The organism is Hydrogenophaga sp. IBVHS1 (assembly GCF_002127265.1).
GTDB lineage: Bacteria > Pseudomonadota > Gammaproteobacteria > Burkholderiales > Burkholderiaceae_C > Hydrogenophaga.
Genome location: NZ_NFUU01000001.1, coordinates 264962 through 286606, shown reverse-complemented (window position 1 = coordinate 286606; position 21645 = coordinate 264962). Strand labels below are relative to the sequence as shown.

Annotated in this window: 25 protein-coding genes; 5 read left to right on the top strand and 20 right to left on the bottom strand. The window is 64.3% G+C overall.

The genetic code is table 11. The annotated features are described in order from the left end of the window. Positions 1 to 119: 119 nt before the first annotated feature. From CAP37_RS01410 to CAP37_RS21440, 10 genes are all read right to left on the bottom strand, one after another. Positions 120 to 1004 carry a TrbG/VirB9 family P-type conjugative transfer protein gene (locus tag CAP37_RS01410; protein WP_179190103.1) on the bottom strand — a complete coding sequence of 295 codons (885 nt, stop codon included), beginning with the start codon at positions 1002 to 1004 and terminating at the stop codon, positions 120 to 122. Between the two features lie 44 nt (positions 1005 to 1048). Then, positions 1049 to 1765, bottom strand: coding sequence for a VirB8/TrbF family protein (locus CAP37_RS01405; protein ID WP_086122515.1), 717 nt, complete (start codon positions 1763 to 1765; stop codon positions 1049 to 1051). A gap of 50 nt (positions 1766 to 1815) precedes the next feature. Then, the gene (locus tag CAP37_RS01400) at positions 1816 to 2964 is read right to left on the bottom strand and encodes a type IV secretion system protein (RefSeq protein ID WP_086122514.1); all 1149 of its coding nucleotides are present in this window, start codon (positions 2962 to 2964) and stop codon (positions 1816 to 1818) included. Then, complete coding sequence (locus tag CAP37_RS01395) at positions 2961 to 5411, bottom strand: VirB4 family type IV secretion/conjugal transfer ATPase (protein ID WP_086122513.1); 2451 nt, start codon at positions 5409 to 5411, stop codon at positions 2961 to 2963. Before CAP37_RS01395 ends, CAP37_RS01400 begins: the two co-directional genes overlap by 4 nt. 11 nt (positions 5412 to 5422) lie before the next feature. Then, complete coding sequence (locus CAP37_RS01390) at positions 5423 to 5788, bottom strand: type IV secretion system protein VirB3 (RefSeq protein ID WP_086122512.1); 366 nt, start codon at positions 5786 to 5788, stop codon at positions 5423 to 5425. A gap of 27 nt (positions 5789 to 5815) precedes the next feature. Continuing rightward, entirely contained in the window at positions 5816 to 5992 is a 177-nt protein-coding gene (locus CAP37_RS21640; protein ID WP_179190102.1) for a hypothetical protein, read from the bottom strand. Then, the gene (locus tag CAP37_RS01385) at positions 5989 to 6351 is read right to left on the bottom strand and encodes a TrbC/VirB2 family protein (protein WP_179190101.1); all 363 of its coding nucleotides are present in this window, start codon (positions 6349 to 6351) and stop codon (positions 5989 to 5991) included. The genes CAP37_RS21640 and CAP37_RS01385 overlap by 4 nt, the downstream gene beginning before the upstream one ends. Positions 6352 to 7382: 1031 nt before the next feature. Continuing rightward, the gene (locus CAP37_RS01375; protein WP_086122509.1) at positions 7383 to 7844 is read right to left on the bottom strand and encodes a CesT family type III secretion system chaperone; all 462 of its coding nucleotides are present in this window, start codon (positions 7842 to 7844) and stop codon (positions 7383 to 7385) included. Positions 7845 to 7977: 133 nt separating this feature from the next. Then, on the bottom strand, positions 7978 to 8457 hold the full coding sequence (locus tag CAP37_RS01370; RefSeq protein ID WP_086122508.1) for a lytic transglycosylase domain-containing protein: 480 nt from the start codon (positions 8455 to 8457) through the stop codon (positions 7978 to 7980). A 4-nt stretch (positions 8458 to 8461) separates the two neighbouring features. Then, a complete protein-coding gene (locus CAP37_RS21440; RefSeq protein WP_179190100.1) occupies positions 8462 to 8614 on the bottom strand; it encodes a hypothetical protein in 153 nt (50 codons plus the stop codon). 271 nt (positions 8615 to 8885) lie between these two features. Here CAP37_RS21440 and atpE point away from each other — a divergent pair, with 271 nt between their 5' ends. Then, complete coding sequence (gene atpE, locus CAP37_RS01365) at positions 8886 to 9128, top strand: F0F1 ATP synthase subunit C (RefSeq protein WP_086122507.1); 243 nt, start codon at positions 8886 to 8888, stop codon at positions 9126 to 9128. Here the strand turns inward: atpE and CAP37_RS01360 are convergent. From CAP37_RS01360 to CAP37_RS01340, 5 genes are all read right to left on the bottom strand, one after another. Then, positions 9123 to 9506, bottom strand: a complete 384-nt coding sequence (locus CAP37_RS01360) for an ankyrin repeat domain-containing protein (RefSeq protein ID WP_086122506.1) — start codon at positions 9504 to 9506, stop codon at positions 9123 to 9125. The genes atpE and CAP37_RS01360 overlap by 6 nt on opposite strands. A gap of 133 nt (positions 9507 to 9639) precedes the next feature. Continuing rightward, a complete protein-coding gene (locus CAP37_RS01355; protein ID WP_086122505.1) occupies positions 9640 to 10935 on the bottom strand; it encodes a TRAP transporter large permease in 1296 nt (431 codons plus the stop codon). Continuing rightward, complete coding sequence (locus CAP37_RS01350; protein ID WP_086122504.1) at positions 10935 to 11408, bottom strand: TRAP transporter small permease; 474 nt, start codon at positions 11406 to 11408, stop codon at positions 10935 to 10937. Before CAP37_RS01350 ends, CAP37_RS01355 begins: the two co-directional genes overlap by 1 nt. Next, positions 11405 to 12382, bottom strand: coding sequence for a TRAP transporter substrate-binding protein (locus tag CAP37_RS01345; RefSeq protein WP_086122503.1), 978 nt, complete (start codon positions 12380 to 12382; stop codon positions 11405 to 11407). Before CAP37_RS01345 ends, CAP37_RS01350 begins: the two co-directional genes overlap by 4 nt. Further along, positions 12379 to 13212 carry an SDR family NAD(P)-dependent oxidoreductase gene (locus CAP37_RS01340; RefSeq protein WP_086122502.1) on the bottom strand — a complete coding sequence of 278 codons (834 nt, stop codon included), beginning with the start codon at positions 13210 to 13212 and terminating at the stop codon, positions 12379 to 12381. Before CAP37_RS01340 ends, CAP37_RS01345 begins: the two co-directional genes overlap by 4 nt. Positions 13213 to 13289: 77 nt before the next feature. On the opposite strand from CAP37_RS01340, the gene CAP37_RS01335 reads away from it, so the two are divergent. Next, a complete protein-coding gene (locus CAP37_RS01335) occupies positions 13290 to 14111 on the top strand; it encodes a cupin domain-containing protein (protein WP_086122501.1) in 822 nt (273 codons plus the stop codon). A 1-nt stretch (position 14112) separates the two neighbouring features. Here the strand turns inward: CAP37_RS01335 and CAP37_RS01330 are convergent, their stop codons facing one another. From CAP37_RS01330 to glmS, 4 genes are all read right to left on the bottom strand, one after another. Beyond that, on the bottom strand, positions 14113 to 14640 hold the full coding sequence (locus CAP37_RS01330) for a MarR family winged helix-turn-helix transcriptional regulator (protein WP_179190099.1): 528 nt from the start codon (positions 14638 to 14640) through the stop codon (positions 14113 to 14115). Between the two features lie 63 nt (positions 14641 to 14703). Further along, entirely contained in the window at positions 14704 to 15336 is a 633-nt protein-coding gene (locus CAP37_RS01325; protein WP_086122499.1) for an OmpA family protein, read from the bottom strand. A 7-nt stretch (positions 15337 to 15343) separates the two neighbouring features. Next, positions 15344 to 15793 (bottom strand): FecR domain-containing protein, encoded by a 450-nt coding sequence (locus CAP37_RS01320; protein ID WP_086124766.1) that lies wholly within the window; start codon positions 15791 to 15793, stop codon positions 15344 to 15346. A 93-nt stretch (positions 15794 to 15886) separates the two neighbouring features. Further along, positions 15887 to 17743 carry a glutamine--fructose-6-phosphate transaminase (isomerizing) gene (glmS, locus tag CAP37_RS01315; protein ID WP_086122498.1) on the bottom strand — a complete coding sequence of 619 codons (1857 nt, stop codon included), beginning with the start codon at positions 17741 to 17743 and terminating at the stop codon, positions 15887 to 15889. A gap of 134 nt (positions 17744 to 17877) precedes the next feature. On the opposite strand from glmS, the gene CAP37_RS01310 reads away from it, so the two are divergent. Further along, positions 17878 to 18375 (top strand): Lrp/AsnC family transcriptional regulator, encoded by a 498-nt coding sequence (locus CAP37_RS01310; protein ID WP_086122497.1) that lies wholly within the window; start codon positions 17878 to 17880, stop codon positions 18373 to 18375. Positions 18376 to 18535: 160 nt separating this feature from the next. Continuing rightward, positions 18536 to 19267, top strand: a complete 732-nt coding sequence (locus tag CAP37_RS01305) for a DUF2726 domain-containing protein (RefSeq protein WP_086122496.1) — start codon at positions 18536 to 18538, stop codon at positions 19265 to 19267. Positions 19268 to 19271: 4 nt separating this feature from the next. Here CAP37_RS01305 and glmU read toward each other — a convergent pair whose 3' ends face one another. Continuing rightward, positions 19272 to 20690, bottom strand: a complete 1419-nt coding sequence (glmU, locus tag CAP37_RS01300; protein WP_086122495.1) for a bifunctional UDP-N-acetylglucosamine diphosphorylase/glucosamine-1-phosphate N-acetyltransferase GlmU — start codon at positions 20688 to 20690, stop codon at positions 19272 to 19274. On the opposite strand from glmU, the gene CAP37_RS01295 reads away from it, so the two are divergent. After that, entirely contained in the window at positions 20689 to 21609 is a 921-nt protein-coding gene (locus tag CAP37_RS01295) for a DUF6279 family lipoprotein (RefSeq protein ID WP_086122494.1), read from the top strand. The two genes, glmU and CAP37_RS01295, sit on opposite strands and share 2 nt — an antisense overlap. Positions 21610 to 21645 lie beyond the last annotated feature (36 nt).

Here is a 21645-nt window from a genome sequence, read left to right as displayed (position 1 = left end):
ACGACCGATCGGCTCCCTCGGGGGAACGGCGGCGACCTCCGGCTCAGAGGGCAAAGAACTATCGTTTTGCATGTCGCGGGCTCAGGTAAGGGTTCACGGGAGTTCGTGCAGTCGACCGCTCAGCGCTCGCGCAGAGCGGTGTCTGGGCGTTGAGGAAATGCATCGTTGAACACGCAGGCAATTTCGGTGTTGCCCGCACTGCGGAAGACCAGCTGGCGTGACACCTTTTCAATCACCAGCCATTCGCCCTCGCGGCGAAAGTTGACCAGCGTTTCATTTTTCTGGGTGTCCACATCGAACACCGCAGGCACGCTCTCGTAGCTGGCGAAGCGCAGGTAGGTGAACTCGCCATCGTCCAGCACCTGAACCGGCGCAGCCACGCGAGAACCCTTGAAGGAGTATTTGAAGTTCCATTGCGAGGGCAATTTGTTGCGCGCCTGCGGGGGCATGCCCGACGCCATGGTCGTGGACAGTCCCACCGTGGTGCGTGCCTCGCGCTCGGCCTGCTCCCTCGCGGCACTGGTGCGTGCCTCCATCAGGCGGGCTTCGTCCTGCGGATACCGGAAACGCACCCGGTAGGTAAGGCGACCGTCGCTCAACCCAAAAGGCTGGAAGGCCTGCAGGTTGAAGGTGTAGGAGCGCCGGGTGGTTTGCACCAGCAGGTTGGTTTCAGCCTTGTCCTCGTGCGGCTTGAGAAACAGGACGTTCTCACGCGGAACCGCCTGCCAGGCCACGCTGTCGCCCAGGGACATGGTGAGAATTTTCTCGTCGGCCGCGAACTCCACCGCCAACGTGTAGCCGTAGGCACCCTGCAGGCGGATCACCGCGTCGGGGTCGTAGGTCACCAGCCGAATGCGCTCGTCCATGCGCACGGGTCGGGTCTCGATGCCAGGCGAAGTCACGATCGGCACCGAAGCCCTGGGTGCGCCCTTGCGCGAGGGCGTTTCCGCGGCCTGTGCGCTCAGCGCCAGACAGGCGGCCAGAAGGAATGCAGTGAATTTCATGGGTCTCGTCCTGGTTGAATCGCGGTCTGAAAACAAGGGGTTCTTCATGGATTTCGCACGGCGGCGGCATCCCGTCGGTAGTTGGTCACCTGAAAGCCGAAGGGATTGACCAGATCGCTGCCGACCATGGGCCGATGGGTGAATCCGAACTCGATGATCGAGGCCCACTCATAGATGCCGATCGATTTGCCATCAATGAACTCTTCGGTCTGGAACTGCACGTGGGCCACACCGTCCTTGAGCTGGGAAATCGAGTGAATCTTCAGAACGCGCTCCAGCCGCTGCCCCATGGCCCGATCTTGCGCACTGCCGCCAAACAGCGCCGACAGCCGGGGTTCGACCGACGGCGAAGCAAAGAGGCGCAGGGTCTTGACCCGGCTTTGCACATCGGCCTGGCTCCAGGTCTCGGCGGCCAGCATCCACTGGTTGATGTGAAATTTGCGCACCGCCTCCATGCCAGTAAGGCGCTGCGCATCTTCGGCGTTGTAGCGAACATGGCGCACGGTCTGCGTGGCATCGTTGTAGGCGATCGTCACCACCTCCACCTTCTCGCGCGTGAAGACCACCGCCATGGCGATGGTCGCGGCGAAGGTCACGATCCAGCTGAGCGCAGCAAACAGGTAGGCGCGGTTGCGCGCCACGCGGACGTTGCGAATTACTTCGGCGTCCCAGCTGGAGGCGGCGGCGTAGTACTGCGCCTCAGCGGGCGGGTGTTCGGTTTCGGCTTGCGTCATCGTGCTTGTGGTGCTCGTGGTGCTCATGCGGTCTGGCGGCGGTTCGGTTCGTGGTGGAGATCGGAGATGGCGATGCGTCAGCGCATGGCGCCAGCGGCGCCTTTCGCGGCGCCCAGCTTCGCGCCGGCAGGCCCACCCATGGCAAAGCCCTTGACCGCACCTTTGGCCGCACCGATGCCGGCGTCAATGCCTTTGTGCATGCCTCCAATCAGGCTGTGCGCCGCTTCGCCGCCGACATGGGACAACATGGAACCCACCAGGCCGGAGGCGAACTGCGGGATGCTGGCGACGGACTTGGCGAGTGCGTAGTAGACGAGCAAGTAAGCAATCGCCGGCCCGATCAGACTCAACGCACTGGGCATCAGAGGCCACCCGGCTCGGGCTCTACCTTCAAGGATGCCGGAACAGGCATCAGCAATCATCAGAATGAGCACCAGCAGCAGCGGCGTCAGGATGAAGCCCAACATACCGCGAAACCAGGCATCGGTGTATGAGCGGGTGTGTTCAAACAGTGCCAAGGCAATGAAGATGGGCGCAACAGCCAGACAACTCACGAGGCCGAGTCTGGACAGCAGCATCACGATGAAAACGCTGGCAAACAGTACGATCGTCATGACGAACCTAATCAGACCGGCGATGTTGCCGATGAGGTTGGGAAACACCATCGGGATCGGGATCTCGAACTTATCGATGTCGACAGTGCCCCCCACGAACGGTATCTTCGGGATCGGCACCGTGAGCTTGGCCGTGTCACCGCTCAGCGTCACGAACTTTGGCTCAGCCACCATATCCAGAAAGGCCGACTCCAACTGTCCGACAAATGCCGCGTCGAGCGTTGAAGCCTTGAGGCTGAACATCGTCACACCCGGAAGTCCCACGCCCCACGTATCAAAAATCGCATCGCGCTTCGATATCAAAGTTTTGGCAAGGACGTCTGCAAGCTCCGTATACGTGCCCCAGACCGTGGTGTAGACAAGGTCATTGAAAAAGGGCCAGTTGATCAGCAACTCTGTGACCAAGGCCATCTTGAGGATCAGCCACCCCACATCCACACTGGACAGGCCTTGGGTATGACCCTTCATCAGCCGGAAACCGTGGGCCGCAACGAGCAGGATCATGCCCATGCGCAGCGGAAACGCGACAAAGTCGCTAAGTGCCTTGAATGCCGGCTGAATGACGCCCTGGCGCAGCAATTGATCAACGCCATCCAGCACAAAAAAGATCACACCTGCCTCCCTGCCGCCTCGGCGTTGCCCGCACTGTGGTGCCCTGCCATGAAATGTGGCAGCCAGGCCGCCGGGTCTTCACCGTGCTCGGCCATCAGGCGGTCCATGAACGCCACGGTGTTCTTGTTGCCCGAGAGCACCGCTATGTGGTCGTCCATGCCCTGCATGTCGAGCTGGCACACGCTCACCCCCAGGCTGTTCTTCACCAGGAACCAGCCGCGCCCGGGCCGCATGGGCAGGTCGTTGCGGATCATGTTGAACTGGGTCTGGTTCAGGCCCAGGTAACCCCGGTACACCTCTTCTTCGGCCTTGGGGTTGGGGAACAGAATGAAGGTTTCCGACTGCTGCTTGAGCGCGGCCGAGATGTGCGAGTTCATCACCGTTTCGGGTGTCTGCGTGGCGAACACCAGCAGGCCGTTGTTCTTGCGGATGACGAATTCGAAGTTCTCGATGCGCCGGGCCACAATCTCGTCGTCCAGCAGGCGCCAGCCTTCGTCGGCAAAGATCGCCAGCGGCTGGCCGTCGAGCAGGCTCTCGACGATGTAGAACAACCAGGTCAGCACGGCGGGGCGAATCTGTTTCGCGTCCAGCACGTAGGTCATGTCGAAGCCAATCACCGGGTTGCTCAGGTCCAGCTCGTTGCGCGGGTTGTCGAACACCCAGGCATGCTGCCCGCGGCCGTAGCGAGGGTGCTCGTACCAGTCGAGCAGGCGCTTGGCCAGCTTGTCCTGCTCGGCGTTGCCAAACATCGGGGCCACGTGGCAGAGCTGGCGCAGATCGGGCGCCAGGTCGAACACGCTGGAAACAATCTGGCGGATGCGCTGGCGGTCCTCGGCGTCCACCGGTGTGCCGCCTTCATCGGTCAGCAGGGTCTCGAACCAGTCCACCAGAAAGCCACGTGCCGCCGGGGTGTCGGGCAGCTGCAGCGGGTTCCAGCCGGTGCGGCGCTGGCTTTCAATGCGAAAGTAGTTGCCACCGATCGCGCGCACAAAAATCTCCATGCCACGGTCCTTGTCGAGAAAGACGCGGCGCCCGCCGAGCTTGAGGCTCTGTGCGAACAGGAACGACGTGGTGAGCGTCTTGCCCTGGCCGGTGGGGCCCAGCACCAGCGTGTTGCCCCGGTCGGCCACATGCAGGTTGAAGTGGTAAGCGGTGCCGGAGGCGGTGGGCAGCACGGTGATGGCCGGCCCCCAGATGGAACGGGAACGCCCGCCGAGGTAGTTGTGGCAACTGGCGAACGAGGCAAAGTTCTTGGTGGAAATGCGCGCGCCCCGGGCAATGAAGCGGAAGTTGCCCGGCAGCTGGGCGTAGAAAGCCGCTTCCAGGTTCACGTCTTCGCGCACGCTGGTGATGCCGTTCTCGGCCAGCTCCGCGTCTACCGTGGCGAGCTTGCCCGCTACCGCGGAGGCATCTTCGTCCCACACCATCAGGGTGTGGTGGTGCAAGCCGAAACCGGCTTCGCCCTTGGTTTCTTCCATGGCCATGTCCAGCGCGTGAATCTGCGACTGGCCCGAGTCGCCAGCGTTCAGGAGCCGGTTGCGCTGCTGCTTGATGGCGGCTTCGCTGCGCGAGCGCTCTTCGAAGCGAAACGACTGAGTGGCGCAGAATTCGAACGGCAGCGTGAGCAGCTTGTCGTACATGGTGGCCGCGGTCTGCGAAGGGTATTCCTTGATGGAAGCCACGCCGGCATAAATGGTGCGCGCCGTGTGCCGCAGCTCCACCACTTCGTTGCGAAAAATGGTGCGGGCCACTGGCAGAATTTCGGCTACAGGCCGTTCGGGCACCGCGTAACGACGCTCCTGCAGGTTGATGAAGAAGCCATAGAGCTGCATCAGCTCGCTGCACGGCACACCGCCCGGACTGGGCTGCACGCCCAGCAGCCGGGGCTGGTAGGCCTTGAACACCTCCAGCAGCGCGCGCATGGAATCGTTCAGCGCCTGCAGCGCCTTGCGTTCGTATTCCTCGCGTTCCTGCGCATCCAGCCGCTCCGACAACGCCTTGAACAACTGGTCGATCCGCTTGGCCACACCTTCGCCAGGTTTGTGCACCAGCGTGAGGTAGATGTCGTTGGTGTAGAGCTTGCGCTGTGCCAGGCGTTCGCACCAGGCTTCGTTCAACTGGGCGGGGAAGCCCCCCGCGTTGAACTCGCCCTCTGGCAGGGTGACGCGGCGGCGGCGCACCAGGTGGTGGTACACCGCGAGGTTGGAGGTGCTGAAGGTCTTCCAGAGCTGGTTGCGGATGCGCTTGAACAGGTCGAGCTCATCGGCGTCGGCGGTGTCAAAGGGCAGGCCTCCCAGGTGCAGCACCTGCAACAGGCTGCCGTCCTGCGTCTTGAGCGTGTGTGCATTGACATGCGACACATAGGGAATGCACCAGCGGGAAGCCTGTGCCTCATGCGTGACCTTGCGGACAGCGTCGTCCGCCATGCTGCTCAGGTTGCGCCACATGAGAAACCCCTTCAGGGCGGCGCGGCCGACCGGGCACGCACCACCTGCAACGCCGGCAATACACAACTCGGATCGAACGACGGGCCGCCCCAGTACGCAGCGCGGCGCCGGCCCTGGGAAAAATACGCCAGCTTGGCGACCCAGAGCTGAAACACCCGCGCATCGCGCTCGCACATGGCGTAGCCGAACACATACAGCGCGGGCGCGCACATCAGCCCGTACACAATGCCCTTCATGCCCCCGAGCCCGAGGAACACGATCATGACGAAGAAGGTCATGAACACCGCGTACACGTCGGTGATGCCGAAGAACATGGGCGGGCGGGTGAGGCCGAGGAATACGTGGTCGGACTCACATTGGGGCGATGTGTCGGCCATAGGGCGCGCTCGGTGAATGCTCTGCGGTCAGGCGAACGCGGCGCCCTGGCCGCGTGAGGCCTGGGCCACCGAGGTGTTGAGCGGTTTGGCGGGTCCGCAGTCGGGCACGGTGGAGGCGCAGGGGGCGGGGGGTGCTGCAAGTTCGCCCATGGCGCAAGCCTGCAACAGAACTGTGAGTCCAAAGATGGTCAGAACGCTTTTCATACAGGAAACAACGCAGTGATCATGGCTGCCGCCGAAAAGATCAAGCCCACACCCAGCACCACAACAATGGCACGGCTCCACTCGACCCTCCCTGTCAGCGCGGCAATACCCATACCAATGACGGCAATGGCGGCGAGGGAGCGAGCGATGGCACCGTTTAAAGCGGCGACCAGGCTGCCCAATGCGGTTGCCAGAGCGGTACCGGCAAACGGATCTGCCGCCGCTTTCACTGGATCTGCCGCAAACGCCACATCACTGAACATGAACAAAGCCAACGCCAATACACACAACACCGCAAACCGCTGACCGCTGCATTCAAAACGGACCGGTCCGACGCCGAAGCACGCGAATTCCCTCATGAAACACTCTCCAGGTTGATGCCTTGCCGAGCCGCTCGGTGAACGAACTCGCGTCTGGCGTGGTGCGCGAATTTGAACAGCCGGCCATTCCGTTGGGGCTGGCTCATCACGAAACATGCGGCCTCATCCACGAATCGCGGCATCGTGGCGCCGAGGTGCAGACTGAGCACCACCGCCTGCCACCCAGACGGGCTTCACGGAGTCGGGCCGGACGCTGCTCCGGCTCCGGCCGCGGCTGCGGCACCAGCAGGGCCGGGACCTGGCCAGGGCTGGGCCCTCAAACTCATATCTCTCGGTTGCTGGCCCAGAATGTTTGCCTGGGTCAGCGCCGTTCGCATGGGATGCCCGGCGCGGAGATTCCTGGTGGTGGCGATGTCAGCCAGCGCCTCCACGCGGCCCCCACTCGCAACCCAATAGTGGGCAGGGGTGTTGCCAGAGGCATCGCCCTGTATCAGCGCCTCTGAGAGGCCAAGGCGATCTTCGGCATACAACCTCAGAATGCCCGAGCGGCGGTACAAGCCCGCCCAATGAGCTGGTGAACACCCGGCTCGGCTTGTATCGCAGCGCATGAGCACTTCACGAAGTGCCGCGCGCAGTGCCGGGTCCACTCCCCGCGTCGCCAGGGGCGTCGCGAGCGCAATCAAGACATCAGACTGGCGATTGGCCACTGCCCAGTGAGCGATGGATTGACCCGCCGGATTGCGAAGAAACAAGGTGTCCAGATCCTCACGGCTCGCATCTCCGGCAATGAACGCTCGCACCGCACCGCGAACACGGTCGTAGTCCTGAAGGTGCTCAGGAAACTGGCCGGTGGCATTGAGGGCAGCCTGAAAGGACACAGCCGGCGCAGGAGTGGGCAGTGCGTCAGACTCCACCAGGGAAGGGGGGCTGCCTGGCCGTTGCGCATCGCCAGGTTGGGCCGCCTCATCCGGTGACAACGAAGCAGTTCTTCTGGGGCGCATGAAATCAGGCCCCCAGCCGTGGAAGGGGCTGCCGAGTTGCGCGGGAAGGCCCGATGGCAGATGCGGTGGTCATGCGAGCTCTGTGCTTCTGGCTACAGAGAGCGCTGAGGGCCGTTCCCAAAGGAAATACGTTTCGCGAAATTCAAGCGACACGTCCACCAGCATGTTCACCAGGGCCTCCAGGCCTTGGCCTTCCAGACCCCCCAGACCCACGTGGATGGCGCCGACCACGTGTCCGCTGGCCGGAGAGATGCAATAGGTCAGGCCGCGGCTGGTCGAATGCGTGAAGTTTTGCTGCAGCAGCATGCGCAGCACCGCTGCTTCGCCCGCGCGGGGTGGAAAGCCGACGTCGACATAGATCGAAACGGCAGGAGCCTGTGGAACCACCTGGTTGAGGGTGATGGCCATCTGCACACCCTCGATGTCGATCGATGCCCCTCGAGCAACGGCTTCTTTGTCGCTCAGGTTCATGCGCGCACAGAAATCGCCGATTACCTGGTTGTAGAGGGTGGATTCGTTGGTATCCGACATGTCTTCGCGCTCCCAGGATGCAACGCTACAGATCGAGCGCGACGCGGATGATGACGGTGATGACTCGCGATGCCAGAACAAGGGCACGAATGCACCTGAAACGGCCACGAACGACTCATGCAGGCATCAAAACTCAGGGCGGGAGCTTGCCCATGCGCGTCAACGCCCGCACCACACGGCCTTGGTAGATCTGGTTGAAGGACGGCGTGACGCTGTGGTACGCGCCCACCGCAAACCAGGTGTTGCCGTGTCGCAATATCTGGTTCTTCAGGTGCCAGGCCGCCACATGGATGCCCACGCAGGGCTTGAGCAGATGCTGCCATTCCACGCCGTAGCGACGAAGCTCGGAGAAATGAATGCTGTTGATCTGCGCAATGCCCACGTCGATGCTTCCGTTGGCATTGCGGCGCACCGGATCGGCACGCAGACCGGATTCGACCTGGAGTATGGCCAGCAGCAGATCGGGGTTGACGCCGTGGCGTGTGCTGGCATCGGACACGCACTGCCCAATGGCTTCCTGGAGTGCCGGCTCAGGCGCGGCTGGCGCGGCCAGCGCGCCGCTTCCCACGCCGATACAGGCCAGGCCGACCAGCCACGCGCGCATCGGGTCCATCGCACTACCGCGCAACGGGGGTCGACGAAGTGGCCAGAACGTCGGCGTAGTGCAGCCGCTTGCCGGTGGTGACTTCATCGCCTCTGCTGCCCACCAGCGCAGGCGTGGGGGGGCGCTCGACGAGCTGAGGCGGAAGCAAGGCGGGCACGGTGGCCATGCGCGCTACCCGTGGCCGCCGGGCTGGTCGGGGGGGGTGGCTGGTTTCCGAAGTGAGCATGGCGCGCGGTCCTTGTTCCGAATGCGGGGCCGGCAAAAGTTGCCTGTCATTTCGGGGAAAGCCTATGTCAGGACGACCGCCGCACCAGGGAACGTCTCCAGATGCCAAAGGCTGGCGACGAAGCGGCAGGAGCGCGCCATGACCTGCGAGGTTATCGATTTCCGACCGCCACACCGGCACAGTGGAGGCAACTCAACGAAAGGAGCCCACCATGTCAGACATCAGCAGCATTCCCCTCGCCGTCGGCCACATGATCGGCCTGGGCGCACTCGGTTCGTGCATCGGGATCGGCATCATGGCCAGCAAATACCTGGAAGCCTCGGCGCGGCAGCCGGAGATGATGGAGGCCATGCAACCCAAGGTGTTCTTGCTCGCCGGCCTGCTGGACGGCGCCTTCATCATTTCGGTCGCGCTCGGGGTGTGGTTCGCCATCGCGGACCCGTTCAATTCATGAGGTCGGACAGCCCGTCCAGTCGAGTATCTCGACATGCCCGTGCATGGCGGCGAGGTCTGCGGGCGTGAGCCCGCGAAGGTTGCGCACGTTCATGGGCACACCGGCGTCGTGCAGCTCGGCCATCACGTCGATATGGCCACCGCTCGCGGCATCGTGTGCGGGCGTGGTGCCCGTGGCGTCGGCCACGTCCAGGCAGGCCCCCAGCCGGCGGAGTTCGTGCAGGACCGCCAGGTGACCGTTGCCAGCGGCGTAGTGGGCCGGCGTCAGGCCACGTGCATCCATCGCGTCGAGCAATCTGCCCTGCCCGTGCAGGTGCCGCAGCGAAAGCACGTCGTCGTGGCGCGCGGCTTCCCAGATGTCGAGCGGTGGCGAAGGCATGGCGAATCTCCGTTGGCGTGGGTCAGGATTCGCCAGCGTAGGCTGAGGAGGAGAGCTCGGGGGAAAACTTGCCCAGCCGACCACCTCGAGCGTCGAATCACTTCAGCAGATTCACGAAGGTGCCGCCGCTGCCCTACCCGCCAAGCACACCTGGCAGCCAGAGCGAAACCAGCGGCACATAGGTGACGACCAGCAGAACGGCGATCAGGGCCAGCGTGAACGGCACCGCCTCCTTGAACACGGTGTGCAGTGGCGCACCGGCAATCTGCGCGGTGAGGAAGGTGATGACGCCAGACGGGGGCGTGAGCTGACCGATCATCAGATTGAGCACGACAATGACACCCAGATGGACGAGGTCGATGCCGTAGGCATTCGCAATCGGCACCAGCACAGGCACCAGGGTGACCAGCGCCACCGCTGGCTCGAGTGCGAGACCCCAGAGCAGCAGCACGACGTTGATGAGCGCCAGCATGATCCACGGGCTGTCGGTGAGGGTTTTGAGCGTGGTGGCCAGGGTTTCGCCGATGGCCAGGTTGGCCACCAGCCAGGAGAAGATGCCCGACGCTGCGATGGTGAGCAGAATGATGCCGGAACTGACCATGCATTCGCAGAAGATGTGCCAGGTCTGCGACCACGTGAGTTCCCGGTAGAAGAACACGCTGATGACAATGGCGTACAGCACGGCGATGATGCCCGCCTCGGTGGGGGTGACCATGCCGCCCACGATGCCACCGATGATGATGACGGGCATGGCGAGCGCAGGCAAGGCATCGCGCAAGGCGATGAGCACGGCACGCATGGAGGTGCGTTCGGAAAACGGCAGGTTGCGGCGGTGCGCCACCCAGCTGGCCGCGGCCAGCAGGTACACGCCCATCAGAAGCCCTGGAATGGCGCCGGCCAGAAACAGCTGGCCCACCGACACGTCGCTCACCAGCGCATAGACGACGAAGGCAATCGATGGCGGGATGATGGGGCCCATGGTGGAAGCGGCCGCCACCACGGCGGCGGCGTATGCGCCGGGGTACCCCTTGTCCTTCATGGCGGGAATCATGGAAGAGCCGATGGCCGACGCATCGGCCACGGCCGAACCCGACACGCCCGAGAACACCATGCTGGCCAGAATCGCCACGTGTGAGAGGCCACCCTTGATGTGCCCGACGGCGGCGGAGGCAAAGTTCAGGAGCCGCCGCGTGATGCCACCGGTGTTCATGAGTTCGCCGGCCAGAAAGAAGAACGGGATCGCGAGGAACGCGAACGAGTCCATGCCCTGGATCATCGAAGAGGCCACGATGTTCACCGGCACCGCGCCGCCGCTGAAGACGATGAACACCAGCGAGGCCAGACCCATGGCGAAGAACACCGGCACGCCGATGAGCGCGAAGCCCATGAAGGCCACCATCAACACGCCGAAAAGCATCACCTGTTCCATCAGGGCGCCTCGATTCCGCGCACCTGTAGCCACAGGCGATTCACCAGAGCCAACGCCATGAGCAGGGCCCCCACGGGCAACGACCAGTACAGCACCGGCTGCGTCACCGACAGCGAGGTGAACGGGATGCCCTCCATGGCATCGATCACCAGGCGGCTCTGCCAGCCATACACCAGCACGAACAGCAGCGAGAGCAGCAGCGCCAGCGTGGTCAGCGCGCGCCGTGCGCGCTCGGACATGCTCAAACCCAGAAAATCGGCCGACAGATGAGAGTTGCGCCGCACGCCCACGTAGCCGGTGAGCATGGTCGCCCAGATCATGATGAGCACGCTGAGTTCCATGGCCCACGGCAGCGGTGTGCCGATGGTTTCGCGCAGCACGATCTGTGCGCCGCCGATGCCCACCAGGCTGAGCAATGCCAGACCCAGCAGGGCCAGCACGATCCGATCGAGCAAGCCCAGGAGCCAGCTCATTTAGCCGCCCGGATCTTCTCCACCGTGCCCTTGCTCCAGAGCTGGCCATCGAAGTTCGCCACGATGCCATCGGCCATCTTGCGGAACGCGGCCAGGTCAGGTTCCACGATCTCCATGCCATTGGCCTTCAGCGTCTCAATCGACTTTGCCGCAGCGTCCCAGGTTTCCTTGCTGGCCCACTTCTCGGTTGCCACCGCCGCATCGGTCATGGCCTTCTGCTGGGCCGGCGTGAGGCGTGCCCACTTGTCGGCAGCGATCAGCACGATCAGCCCAGACTGGATGTAGTCGATCTTCATCGCGTACTTCTGCACCTCGTAGTACTTCGCCCCGGCGATGGCATCGAAGCCGTTGTCCTGCCCGTCGACCAGGCCCTGCTTCATGGCGAGATACAGCTCGGCTGCCGGCACCGGGGTGGGCGAAGCGCCCCAGCCCTTCATCACCTCCAGAATGGCCGGCGTCTCGGGCACGCGCACCTTCAGGCCCTTCATGTCTTCGGGCTTCAGCACCTTGCGGTTGGAGGTGGTGAGCTGGCGCGGCGTGCGGTCCGACACGTAGCCGACCAGCTTGAAGCCGGCTTCCTTCTCCACACCATCAAGCATCTGGCGGAAGGTATCGGACTGCATGAAGGTCTTGAAGTGCGAGTGATCGCGGAAAACGTAGGGCGCGAACAAGGCGTTGAAGTCCTTGCCGCCGCGCGCCAGCGCCAGCGTGCCCGTGTCGGCCAGCATCATGTCGATCTGCCCGGTGCGAAGACCCGCGTAGTTCTGCGGCAGGCTGCCGAGCTGGCCGGCGCCGAACGACTGGATCTTGACTTCCGCGTTCGTGCGATCGGCCACCTCTTTAGCGAAGCGGTCGGCGATCGGACCCCACACCGGCGGGGGCGCCACGTAGGCCATGCGCAGCGCAGGTTGCGCCTGGGCGGTGGAAAGGAAAGCCAGGGCAAGCCCGGCCATCAGTGGGCGAATCCATTTCATGGCGAAGTCTCCGGTGAAGGTGGCGCAGCGTGTTGCACTTGCCGGGCGGCCACGTAGTCCCGGTAGGGGGTGCCGTTGGACACCAGCATGCCGCCATCCACATCGATGGTGCTGCCTGTGATCATGGCGGCGGCGGAAGAAAGCAGGAAAGCGATGGCCTGGGCCACATCGTCCGCCTGAACCCAGCGACCCAGCGGCACCGACTCGGCGACGGCTGCGATGCGCTCTTCGTTCAAGCTGCGGTAGATCATGGGCGTGAGCGTGGGGCCAGGGCACACCGCATTGACGCGGATGCGGCGGCCCGCGAGCTCGAACGCCATATGGCGCGTGAAGGCGAGCACCGCGCCCTTGGACGCGGTGTAGGCCGCGTCACCGGAATACGACATGCGCTTGCCCGCGATGGAGGCCACATTGACCACCGATGCGCCTTCGCGCATGAGCGGTGCGGCCGCCTGCAGGCACAACATGGTGCCGCGCAGGTTGATGTCCATCACCCGGTCCCAGGCAGCCACTGGCATGTTCTCCAGCAGGTGCCGCGATTCGACGCCGGCACAGTTCACCAGCCCATCCACATGGCCATGCTCCTGTTCGATGCGCGCGAACGCTTTGCCGATCGCGTCTTCCGAGGCCAGGTCGCAGGCGAGGTGTTGAATCAGGACGTCCGCACCAACCGAGCCTGCGGTCGGCGCCACCACATCGAGCGAAACCACGCGGTGCCCAGCCGCCGCCAGCAACGCTGCAGTGGCCGCGCCGATGCCATGGCTGGCACCGGTGACCACGTGCACACCGGGCGTTTTCGAAGTGGTCGGTGGACTCGAAAGAAAAGACATGACAAGGCCTTTGGTTCCGTCATATAGTAACGTTCGTTACCTTGATGACAGCCCCTCGTTTACCCTAGGACGACACCATGACCGTTGCCGCCGAACCCCTCATCGCCACACCCGACCACGCACCCGCCACAGTCGCAGGACATCGAGTCCAGCCCGGCGTGTACGCCTACGATCTCGAGGCCATTCCGTGGCGCACGACGCCGCGCGGAACCTCGCGCGAGAAGGCCGTTCGGCGCGATCCAGAGCGCGGCCTCTTCCTCGGCATGCTGGTGTTCGACCCCATGAGCCGCTCCGGCGTGCACCAGCATCGCGGCGTGGCGAGCAGCTATTTCCTCTCGGGCGAACTCACCGATTTCCAGTGCACCACGCGCGCTGGTGCGGTGGGCATCAACCTCACGGGCGCCACCCACGATGCGGTGTCCTATGGCGGCTGCACGCTGTTCTCGCGGCTGGAGGGACCGGTGATCATCGAGCCGGATGGTGCCGCGATCCATCCGCACGCGAAGAAAACCACGGTGACCAACGCGCAGCCGTTCACGCCCCCAGACCTCACGGTGGTGCTCGACTCGGTGGCACCAGTTGCCTCGCCGTTTGCGGGGGTGTTGCGCCGTCCGGTGTTCGATTACGCGGGCACCGGCAGCAACCACCGGTTGTGCTCGTTGCAGCTCTGGCCAGGGGCCCGGCTCAGCGACCTGCACCACACGGGCCTGACGGACTTTTTCCTGCTCGCTGGCGACCTCAGCGTAGGCGACGTCACGGTCGCAGGGCCATCGGTGATGGTGATCGAACCCGGCGCGCGGGTGCAACTGGGTTCGCGCTACGGCTGCAGTTTGATTGCATGGGCAGAAGGCCCTGCGCACGCGGGCGACGACCCCGCGCTGGATCCTTACGGCTTCTGAATCAACCCATGGGAAGCCGTGCGCGCACCGAGAGCTTGCCCAGCAACTCGTGCAGCGTCTTCACCTCGGCGGCGCTCAGGCCGGCATAGACCTGCGTTTCACGCTCGATCGCGGCCACCGCGATCTCCTCGTACACCGCCCAGCCGGCCTCGGTGAGATTGAGGTGGAAGCTACGCCGGTCGGCTTCGCTGTTCTCACGCACCAGCCTGTCTTGCGCTTCCAGCTTGCGCACCACGCGCGAGACGCTCATCTTGTCCAGACCGGTGTAATCGGCCAGGCCTTGCGCGGTGATGCCGGGCTTGTCAGCCAGCGTCAGCAGGATGCGCCAGTCGGTAAGGTTCAGATCGAAACGCTCGCCGAAGCGAACGATGAAGGGCTTGGCCGTGAGGTTGGTCAGCACCCAGATCTGGTAGTACGGCGAGGCTTCGGTGGCCAGCAGCGCCTGATGGTTGCGCCGGGTTCTGGCGCGGGTGGCCTTTTTCGCGGTCGCGGGAAAGGGATTCTGGCGGGTGGCGCTGCGGGTACTCATGGAGATGCGGAGTGTATGTTCTCCGCCGACCACGCTGTCAACGCTCATCGTTAACTCAGTGGTTCAGAGTATGAGTATTTCAACCCGCCGGTTCCTCGGGTCCGATGCCCGCGTCTCTGCGCTCAATGGCCTGGTATCGCCGAAATACTGAATCTCGATGTCTTTCAGCGTGGGATCGTTGTTCCTGAGCAGCTGGGCGGCCGTCTCGGCTCGTTCGGCCGACAGTTTCAGGTTCCACTCTTGCGACCCACTGGCGTCCGCGTGACCGAACACCGTGATGCGCGTGGGCTTGCGCTCGCGTGCCGCGGCGAACACAGCGGGCAGCAGGGCCCTGGATTCTTCCGTCAGCACCGTCTTGTCCAGCATGAACTGCAGCACGAAGGTTCTGGGTGGCGAAGGTTGACTCTTGATCAGTTCGCCGTAGACGGTGTCCACCAGGCCGCGGCTGACGGGCCGCGCCTGCGATGGAGCCACGCGGTTGCCATGCACCATGGTGTGGCTGAAGGCTTGATCGAGCAGCTGCGTACCCGACGCGGTGGACATGGAAACGGTGCCGACCCTGCTGTCCTCATCGGGCAACAGGACAACGGACGTTCTCGTGGCTGGCTTCAGGCCGGTGGCACAGCCGCCCAGGCAGGCCAGGGCGACGGCGATCAGGGGCGCGCACCTTGCCCATCGCATCTGTGGAGTCTTCATGGCGTGATCAATCCGCCTCGATGATGAATCGCGTCCCGCGAATGCCGATGGTCGCCGTGGGTGTGGCCACCTTGATCGCCTCCGGTGCGAGCCTGCCCATCATTCCCGATGTGTAGATCGCGGCCCCTCTGGCGAGGTAGACGAAGAAATCGTAGCGGGACTGCCTGGGTTCAAAGGTGTAGTCGCGAACCTCGATGTCGGTGGAAGGCCCGACCGTGAGCTGCGTGCCGTCGTTGAACACGATGCCGGCCGACGCGCCGGTACCGGAGACGATGCGGTCGGACACGAACAGCGGCATGCCGGACACGGCATCCAGCCGGGCGTCGTTTCGAGCGATATCAATGTTGCCCGACACGTTCTTGAACGTGGCGACCTGGCCGTTGTTCGCCGCTTCGGGCCCCGCAAATCCCAGCGGGCAGACCACGCCCAGCAGTGCGGCAAGCATCAAACGCTTCATCCAGTTTTCCCAGTTGTCGTCCGTCACAGAACAGGTGAACAGATGTTGCTGGGGCCGATCTCCTCCGTCAGTGCGGCAACGTACGCAAACAGCTCACTCCACCGTGACGCTTTTGGCAAGGTTCCGGGGTTTGTCCACATCGGTGCCCTTCGCCAGCGCCGTGTGGTACGCCAGCATCTGCAGCGGCACCACGTGAAGCAGCGGGCTGAGTGCGCCATAGTGCTCGGGCATGCGAATGACATGAATGCCCTCGCTGCTGGCGATGCGGGTGTCGGCATCGGCCAGCACATAGAGCACGCCACCGCGCGCACGCACTTCCTGCATGTTGCTCTTGAGCTTTTCCAGCAAGGCATCGTTGGGCGCCACCGTCACCACCGGCATGGCGGCGGTCACCAGCGCAAGCGGGCCGTGCTTGAGCTCGCCGGCCGGGTACGCCTCGGCGTGGATGTAGCTGATTTCCTTGAGCTTCAAGGCGCCTTCCAGCGCAATGGGGTAGTGCAGGCCGCGGCCCAGAAAGAGCGCGTTGTCCATGCGGGCAAAGTCTTCGGCCCAGCTGATCACCTGCGGCTCCAGCGCCAGCACGGCCTGTAGCGCCACGGGCAGGTGGCGCATGGACTTGAGGTGTTCGGCTTCGGCTTCGTCGCTCAGGTGCCCGCGCACCTGAGCCAGCGCCAGCGTGAGCAGGAACAGGCCGGCGAGCTGCGTGGTGAAGGCTTTGGTAGAGGCCACGCCGATCTCCACACCGGCCCGGGTGATGTAGGCGAGCTCGCACTCGCGCACCATGGCCGAGGTGGCCACGTTGCAGATGGTCAGCGTGTGCTTCATGCCCAGACCCTGCGCGTGGCGCAGCGCGGCCAGCGTGTCGGCGGTCTCGCCACTTTGCGTGATGGTGACCACCAGGGTGCGCGGGTTGGGCACGCTGGTGCGGTAGCGGTATTCGCTGGCCACTTCCACCTGGGTGGGGATCTTCGCCATGCTCTCCAGCCAATATTTGGCGGTGCAGCCGCTGTAATAGCTGGTACCGCACGCGAGGATGAGCACGTTGTCGATGTCCTTGAACACGCTGTACGCACGGTCACCAAACAGCTCTGGCGTGATACCGACAACGCCTTCAAGCGTGTCGCCAATGGCGCGCGGTTGTTCGAAGATTTCCTTTTGCATGTAGTGCCGGTAGGGGCCGAGTTCGGCCGCACCGCTGTGCGCGTGCACGGTCTTCACCGGGCGCTGCGTGGCATCGAGCGAACGGCCCGAGGCGTCGAGCACCCAGTAGCGGCCGAGCTGCAGGTCCACCAGGTCGCCCTCTTCCAGGTAGACGATCTGGTCCGTCACGCCGGCCAGGGCCATGGCATCGCTGGCCAGGAAGTGCTCGCCATCGGCAGTGCCCACGCCCAGCACCAGCGGTGAACCGGCGCGCGCGCCCACCACCCGGTGCGGCTCGTCCTTGTGGAACACGGCCAGCGCGTAGGCGCCGTGCAGTTGGGGCACGGCCGCCTGCAGCGCGGCAAAAATGTCGCCTTCGTAGAGTGAATCGATCAGGTGGGCGATCACCTCGGTGTCGGTCTGGCTCTCGAACACATAGCCTTTGGACTGCAGCGCTGCGCGCAGCTCGTCGTGGTTCTCGATGATGCCGTTGTGCACCAAGGCCACGCGGCCCGCAGCCGTGCTGCTGCTGCCGGGACCGTGGCTGAAATGCGGATGTGCGTTGTGCACCGCTGGCGCGCCATGCGTGGCCCAACGGGTATGCGCGATGCCGGTACCGCTTCCGATGCCCTCGATCTGCACCTGTTGCGCCAGCTCGGCCACACGAGCCGTGCTGCGTGCCCGCTTGAGCCCCCCGCTGTGCACCGCCACACCGCAGGAGTCGTAACCCCGGTACTCCAGACGTTGCAGCCCCTGAACCAGCACGGGCACGATGTCGCGCCCTGAAACCCCCGCCACGATCCCGCACATGTCACGCTCCTTAAATTTGAATGGGCAGATGCTAATCAGACCTTTGAGAAATAAGTCGACATACTTTCGTTAGCTATGACAGATAATTTCTCATTAACACATGACCGGAAGAAAAATTCATTTATTGACAAACTATGGAAGTAATCACCATCGATGACGCCGATCTGCGTCTGCTCGATCTGCTCCAGACCGACGCTTCACGCAGCAACCAGACCCTGGCCGAGCTGGCCCATCTCTCGCCGCCCACCAGCTTGCGGCGCGTGAAGCGCTTGCGTCAGCTGGGTGTGATCGAGCGCGAAGTGGCCTTGCTCAGCCCCGACAGGCTGGCACCCCTGCTGGGCCACGGGCTCACTGCGCTGGTGGAAATCACCCTGGAACGCCAGGGTGCCGAGCAACTGGATGCGTTCGAGACGCGCGTGCTGCCGGTGGTGGAGGTGCAGCAGTGCTACCGCGTGAGCCCGGGACCCGACTTCATGCTGGTGGTGCATTGCACCGACATGCCGGGCTACCTGGCCCTGGCGCAGCGCCTGTTCACCAGCGATGCGAATGTGCGCAACATCAAGGCCTTCTTCAGCCTCAAGCGCGCCAAGTTCGAACCCCGCCTGCCGTTGGGCCAGACACCCAAGGGCTGACGGGATATGTGTACCTTTGGCCACAATTGCCCGGCGCTTTTGATGCAAAACGCACAGTTGGGGGAATCGACTCGCCAACCAAGTGTTGACGCGCCTGCCGGTCTGTAACAACCTCACCATCTCGACTGGGCGGACTCGCCGTCCAGCCAAAGGAGGTTGTATGGAAATGATGTGGATCGCCATTGCCGCGGGCGTGATCGTCTTGCTCGGGCTGGGTGCGTGGGCCTACAGGAAATTGTCCCAGGGCAAATCGTCCGGTCGCGAAGACCGCTACACGCCTGAACGCATTCTCACTATCGAGCAGGTGCACATGCTCGACTATCTGCAGGACACCTTTCCTGGTCAGGTGGTGCTGCCCAATGTGGCCCTCAAGAGCATGCTCTCGGTGCGTCGCGCGGCCGATCGACAGCGCGCCATGGAACGGCTGAACAACCAGAAGGTGGACTTCGTGGTGTGCGGTGAAGACGGCCGGCCCAGTTTTGCTTTCGATATCGAGCAATACCACCTGAGCGACGCCAAGGCCAAGACGCACCAGGCCAAGATGAAGAACCGCATCCTCAAGACCGCCGGCGTGCGCTTTGTGTTCCTGAAGAACGGCCTGCACCGCATGCCGTCACCCGCAGATTTCCGCGAGCAACTGAACCTGGCTGCGCTGCCCAAGCCCAAGCCGAAGGAAGACGCTCGCGAAAGCGCCATGCAGCAACTGGAAAGCCAGTTCTCCGAATTCGACCAGCAGCACTCGCAGACCGGTTTCCGCGACTCCGAAGTGATGGGTCTGAGCCGTCTGATGGACCTCAACGGCATTGGCCGTCGCCCTGCAGCCAACAGCGGCCACAGCGGCTTCGGCAACAGCCGCTTCAACGGGCAGTCGCTCGACGTGCGCGGAGGCTGAGCAATCAGCGTTTCTTCTCGGGGCGCTTCCAGTTCGGCAGCGACACCTGCCGGCCACGAGCAACGGCAAGCACACCCGGCGCTGTGCTTTTGCTGATGGTGGAACCCGCGCCCACCGTGCCCCCCGCGCCGATGGTGACGGGTGCCACCAGCACGCAATTGCTGCCCACGTGCACGTCGGCCTCGATCACGGTTCGGTGCTTGTTCGCCCCGTCGTAGTTCGCCGTGATGCTGCCCGCCCCGTAGTTCACCCGCTCGCCCACCGTGGCATCGCCCAGGTAAGCCAGATGGTTGGCTTTGGCGCCGGCGGCCAGGGTGGAATTCTTGACCTCGACAAAGTTGCCGATGTGCACCTCGGCACCGAGTTGCGCGCCCGGCCGCAGCCGCGCGAAGGGCCCCACCAGGGCGCCGCGCCCCACCGACACGCCCAGCTTCTCGCCGTCGATGTGGGTGAAGGGGTGAATCACCGCCCCGTCGTCGATGGCGGCGTTGGCGATCACGCAGTTCGCACCGATGCGCACGCCTTCACCGAGCTTCACGCGGCCTTCAAACACGCAGTTGACGTCGATCTCCACGTCCTGGCCGCAGAGCAGCTCACCCCGCACGTCCAGCCGCGCCGGATCCGCCAGACGAACGCCCTGCTCCATCAGGCCATGCGCCAGGCGGCGCTGGTACGCGCGCTCGAGTTCGGCGAGCTGCACCGGACTGTTCACCCCCGCCACCTCCACCGCGTCGTGCGTGGTGATGGCTCTCACCACCAGTCCCTGCGCCACGGCATGCTTCACCACGTCCGTCAGGTAGTACTCGCGCTGGCTGTTGTCGTTGGTCAATCCCGCCAGCAAAGGCTTGAGCAACGATGCCGGCGCCGCCATGACGCCGCTGTACCACTCGGTGATGCGCCGCTGCGCCTCATTGGCGTCCTTGTGCTCCACGATGGCGTGCACCGACCGGTCTGCGTCCACGGAGCGCACGATGCGCCCATAACCCGTGGCGTCGCCCCCCGTGTCCACGCTGAGCAGCGCCAGATGCTGCCCACCGCACGCCTGCAGCAAGGCCTCCAGGGTGCCCTGCCCGATCAAGGGCACATCGCCGTTGAGGATCAGCACCACACCGTCGTTGGCCAGCACCGGCACCGCCTGCTGCACGGCGTGGCCGGTGCCCAGCTGCGGTTCCTGGCGCACAAAGCGCAGGCTCGGGGCGGGGCTTTCGGTGGTGCCCACCGGCGTCGTGAGGCCGCCTTCAACCTGCTCGGCGCCGTGGCCGGTGATCACCACCACCGAGCGCGCCGATAACCGCGCTGCACAGTCGATCACATGCTGGGCGAGTGCGCGGCCACCCAAACGGTGCAACACTTTGGGCCGCAGACTCTTCATGCGCGTGCCTTTGCCGGCCGCCATCACCACCACATCCACCGGGAACGACATGAACACCTCTTTCGGAGACTGGCTGCGCGGCGCACTTGCCGGCCTTCGCCTGCGGCGGATTATCGCCCGCCGCCTCGCCTGGCTGGGGGCGGGGCTGGTGCTGGCGGTGGCCATGTCGGCCTGCACTGCGGCGCGCCTGGCCTACAACCAGGCACCTACCATCAGCTACTGGTGGCTCGACGCGTATGTGGATCTGGACGATGCGCAGTCGACGCAGACGCGCGATGCCCTCGACCAGTTCTTCCAGTGGCACCGGCAGAACGAGCTCCCGGTGTACGCCGGGCGGCTGCGGGAGTGGCAGGCGCTGGCGCCGGCAGACCTGACGCCCGCGCAGGCCTGCGTGCAGTTCGAAGATGTGCGCGAACGCATCGAGCGTGCGGCGGACCGGACTGTGGAGCCCTTCACGCGCCTGGCCTTGCAGCTCACACCGGCACAGCTGGAGCACCTGCAACGCCATCAGGCGCGCAGCAACGAGGAGTTTGAGAAGGACTTCCTGCGCGGCAATCCCGAGCAGCGCCTGAAGAAGCGCCTGGAGCGCGCCACCAGCCGCAGCGAAATGCTCTACGGCACGCTCAGCAAGGAGCAGCTTGCGCTGCTGCGCGAGTTGATCCAGTCCTCGCCGTTCGACGCCCAGCGAACCCAGGCCGAGCGGCTGCGCCGCCAGGCCGACCTGCTGCAGACCGTGCGCGAAGCACAGGCGGCGCCCGCGCGAGCGCAGCAACTGGTGCGCGAACACTATGCGCGCGTGAACCGTTCACCCACACCGGGCTACAACGACTACCAGCGCGAGCTGGTGCGCCAGGGCTGCGCGCAATTCGCCCGCCTGCACAACAGCACCACGCCCGAGCAGCGGGCGAACGCGGTGCGCGTGCTCAAAGGCTACGAAGACGACTTCCGGGTGCTCAGCGCCCAGCGCTGAACACGCACCAGAACGGCGGCCCGGCGGCATCGGGCG

Bases quoted from the DNA above. Each gene is read 5' to 3' on its own strand.
- CAP37_RS01410 (WP_179190103.1), bottom strand. From the start codon at position 1,004: ATGAAATTCACTGCATTCCTTCTGGCCGCCTGTCTGGCGCTGAGCGCA.
- CAP37_RS01405 (WP_086122515.1), bottom strand. From the start codon at position 1,765: ATGAGCACCACGAGCACCACAAGCACGATGACGCAAGCCGAAACCGAA.
- CAP37_RS01395 (WP_086122513.1), bottom strand. From the start codon at position 5,411: ATGTGGCGCAACCTGAGCAGCATGGCGGACGACGCTGTCCGCAAGGTC.
- CAP37_RS01390 (WP_086122512.1), bottom strand. From the start codon at position 5,788: ATGGCCGACACATCGCCCCAATGTGAGTCCGACCACGTATTCCTCGGC.
- CAP37_RS21640 (WP_179190102.1), bottom strand. From the start codon at position 5,992: ATGAAAAGCGTTCTGACCATCTTTGGACTCACAGTTCTGTTGCAGGCT.
- CAP37_RS01385 (WP_179190101.1), bottom strand. From the start codon at position 6,351: ATGAGGGAATTCGCGTGCTTCGGCGTCGGACCGGTCCGTTTTGAATGC.
- CAP37_RS01375 (WP_086122509.1), bottom strand. From the start codon at position 7,844: ATGTCGGATACCAACGAATCCACCCTCTACAACCAGGTAATCGGCGAT.
- CAP37_RS01370 (WP_086122508.1), bottom strand. From the start codon at position 8,457: ATGGACCCGATGCGCGCGTGGCTGGTCGGCCTGGCCTGTATCGGCGTG.
- CAP37_RS21440 (WP_179190100.1), bottom strand. From the start codon at position 8,614: ATGGCCACCGTGCCCGCCTTGCTTCCGCCTCAGCTCGTCGAGCGCCCC.
- atpE (WP_086122507.1), top strand. From the start codon at position 8,886: ATGTCAGACATCAGCAGCATTCCCCTCGCCGTCGGCCACATGATCGGC.
- CAP37_RS01360 (WP_086122506.1), bottom strand. From the start codon at position 9,506: ATGCCTTCGCCACCGCTCGACATCTGGGAAGCCGCGCGCCACGACGAC.
- CAP37_RS01355 (WP_086122505.1), bottom strand. From the start codon at position 10,935: ATGGAACAGGTGATGCTTTTCGGCGTGTTGATGGTGGCCTTCATGGGC.
- CAP37_RS01350 (WP_086122504.1), bottom strand. From the start codon at position 11,408: ATGAGCTGGCTCCTGGGCTTGCTCGATCGGATCGTGCTGGCCCTGCTG.
- CAP37_RS01345 (WP_086122503.1), bottom strand. From the start codon at position 12,382: ATGAAATGGATTCGCCCACTGATGGCCGGGCTTGCCCTGGCTTTCCTT.
- CAP37_RS01340 (WP_086122502.1), bottom strand. From the start codon at position 13,212: ATGTCTTTTCTTTCGAGTCCACCGACCACTTCGAAAACGCCCGGTGTG.
- CAP37_RS01335 (WP_086122501.1), top strand. From the start codon at position 13,290: ATGACCGTTGCCGCCGAACCCCTCATCGCCACACCCGACCACGCACCC.
- CAP37_RS01330 (WP_179190099.1), bottom strand. From the start codon at position 14,640: ATGAGTACCCGCAGCGCCACCCGCCAGAATCCCTTTCCCGCGACCGCG.
- CAP37_RS01325 (WP_086122499.1), bottom strand. From the start codon at position 15,336: ATGAAGACTCCACAGATGCGATGGGCAAGGTGCGCGCCCCTGATCGCC.
- CAP37_RS01320 (WP_086124766.1), bottom strand. From the start codon at position 15,793: ATGAAGCGTTTGATGCTTGCCGCACTGCTGGGCGTGGTCTGCCCGCTG.
- glmS (WP_086122498.1), bottom strand. From the start codon at position 17,743: ATGTGCGGGATCGTGGCGGGGGTTTCAGGGCGCGACATCGTGCCCGTG.
- CAP37_RS01310 (WP_086122497.1), top strand. From the start codon at position 17,878: ATGGAAGTAATCACCATCGATGACGCCGATCTGCGTCTGCTCGATCTG.
- CAP37_RS01305 (WP_086122496.1), top strand. From the start codon at position 18,536: ATGGAAATGATGTGGATCGCCATTGCCGCGGGCGTGATCGTCTTGCTC.
- CAP37_RS01295 (WP_086122494.1), top strand. From the start codon at position 20,689: ATGAACACCTCTTTCGGAGACTGGCTGCGCGGCGCACTTGCCGGCCTT.
- glmU (WP_086122495.1), bottom strand. From the start codon at position 20,690: ATGTCGTTCCCGGTGGATGTGGTGGTGATGGCGGCCGGCAAAGGCACG.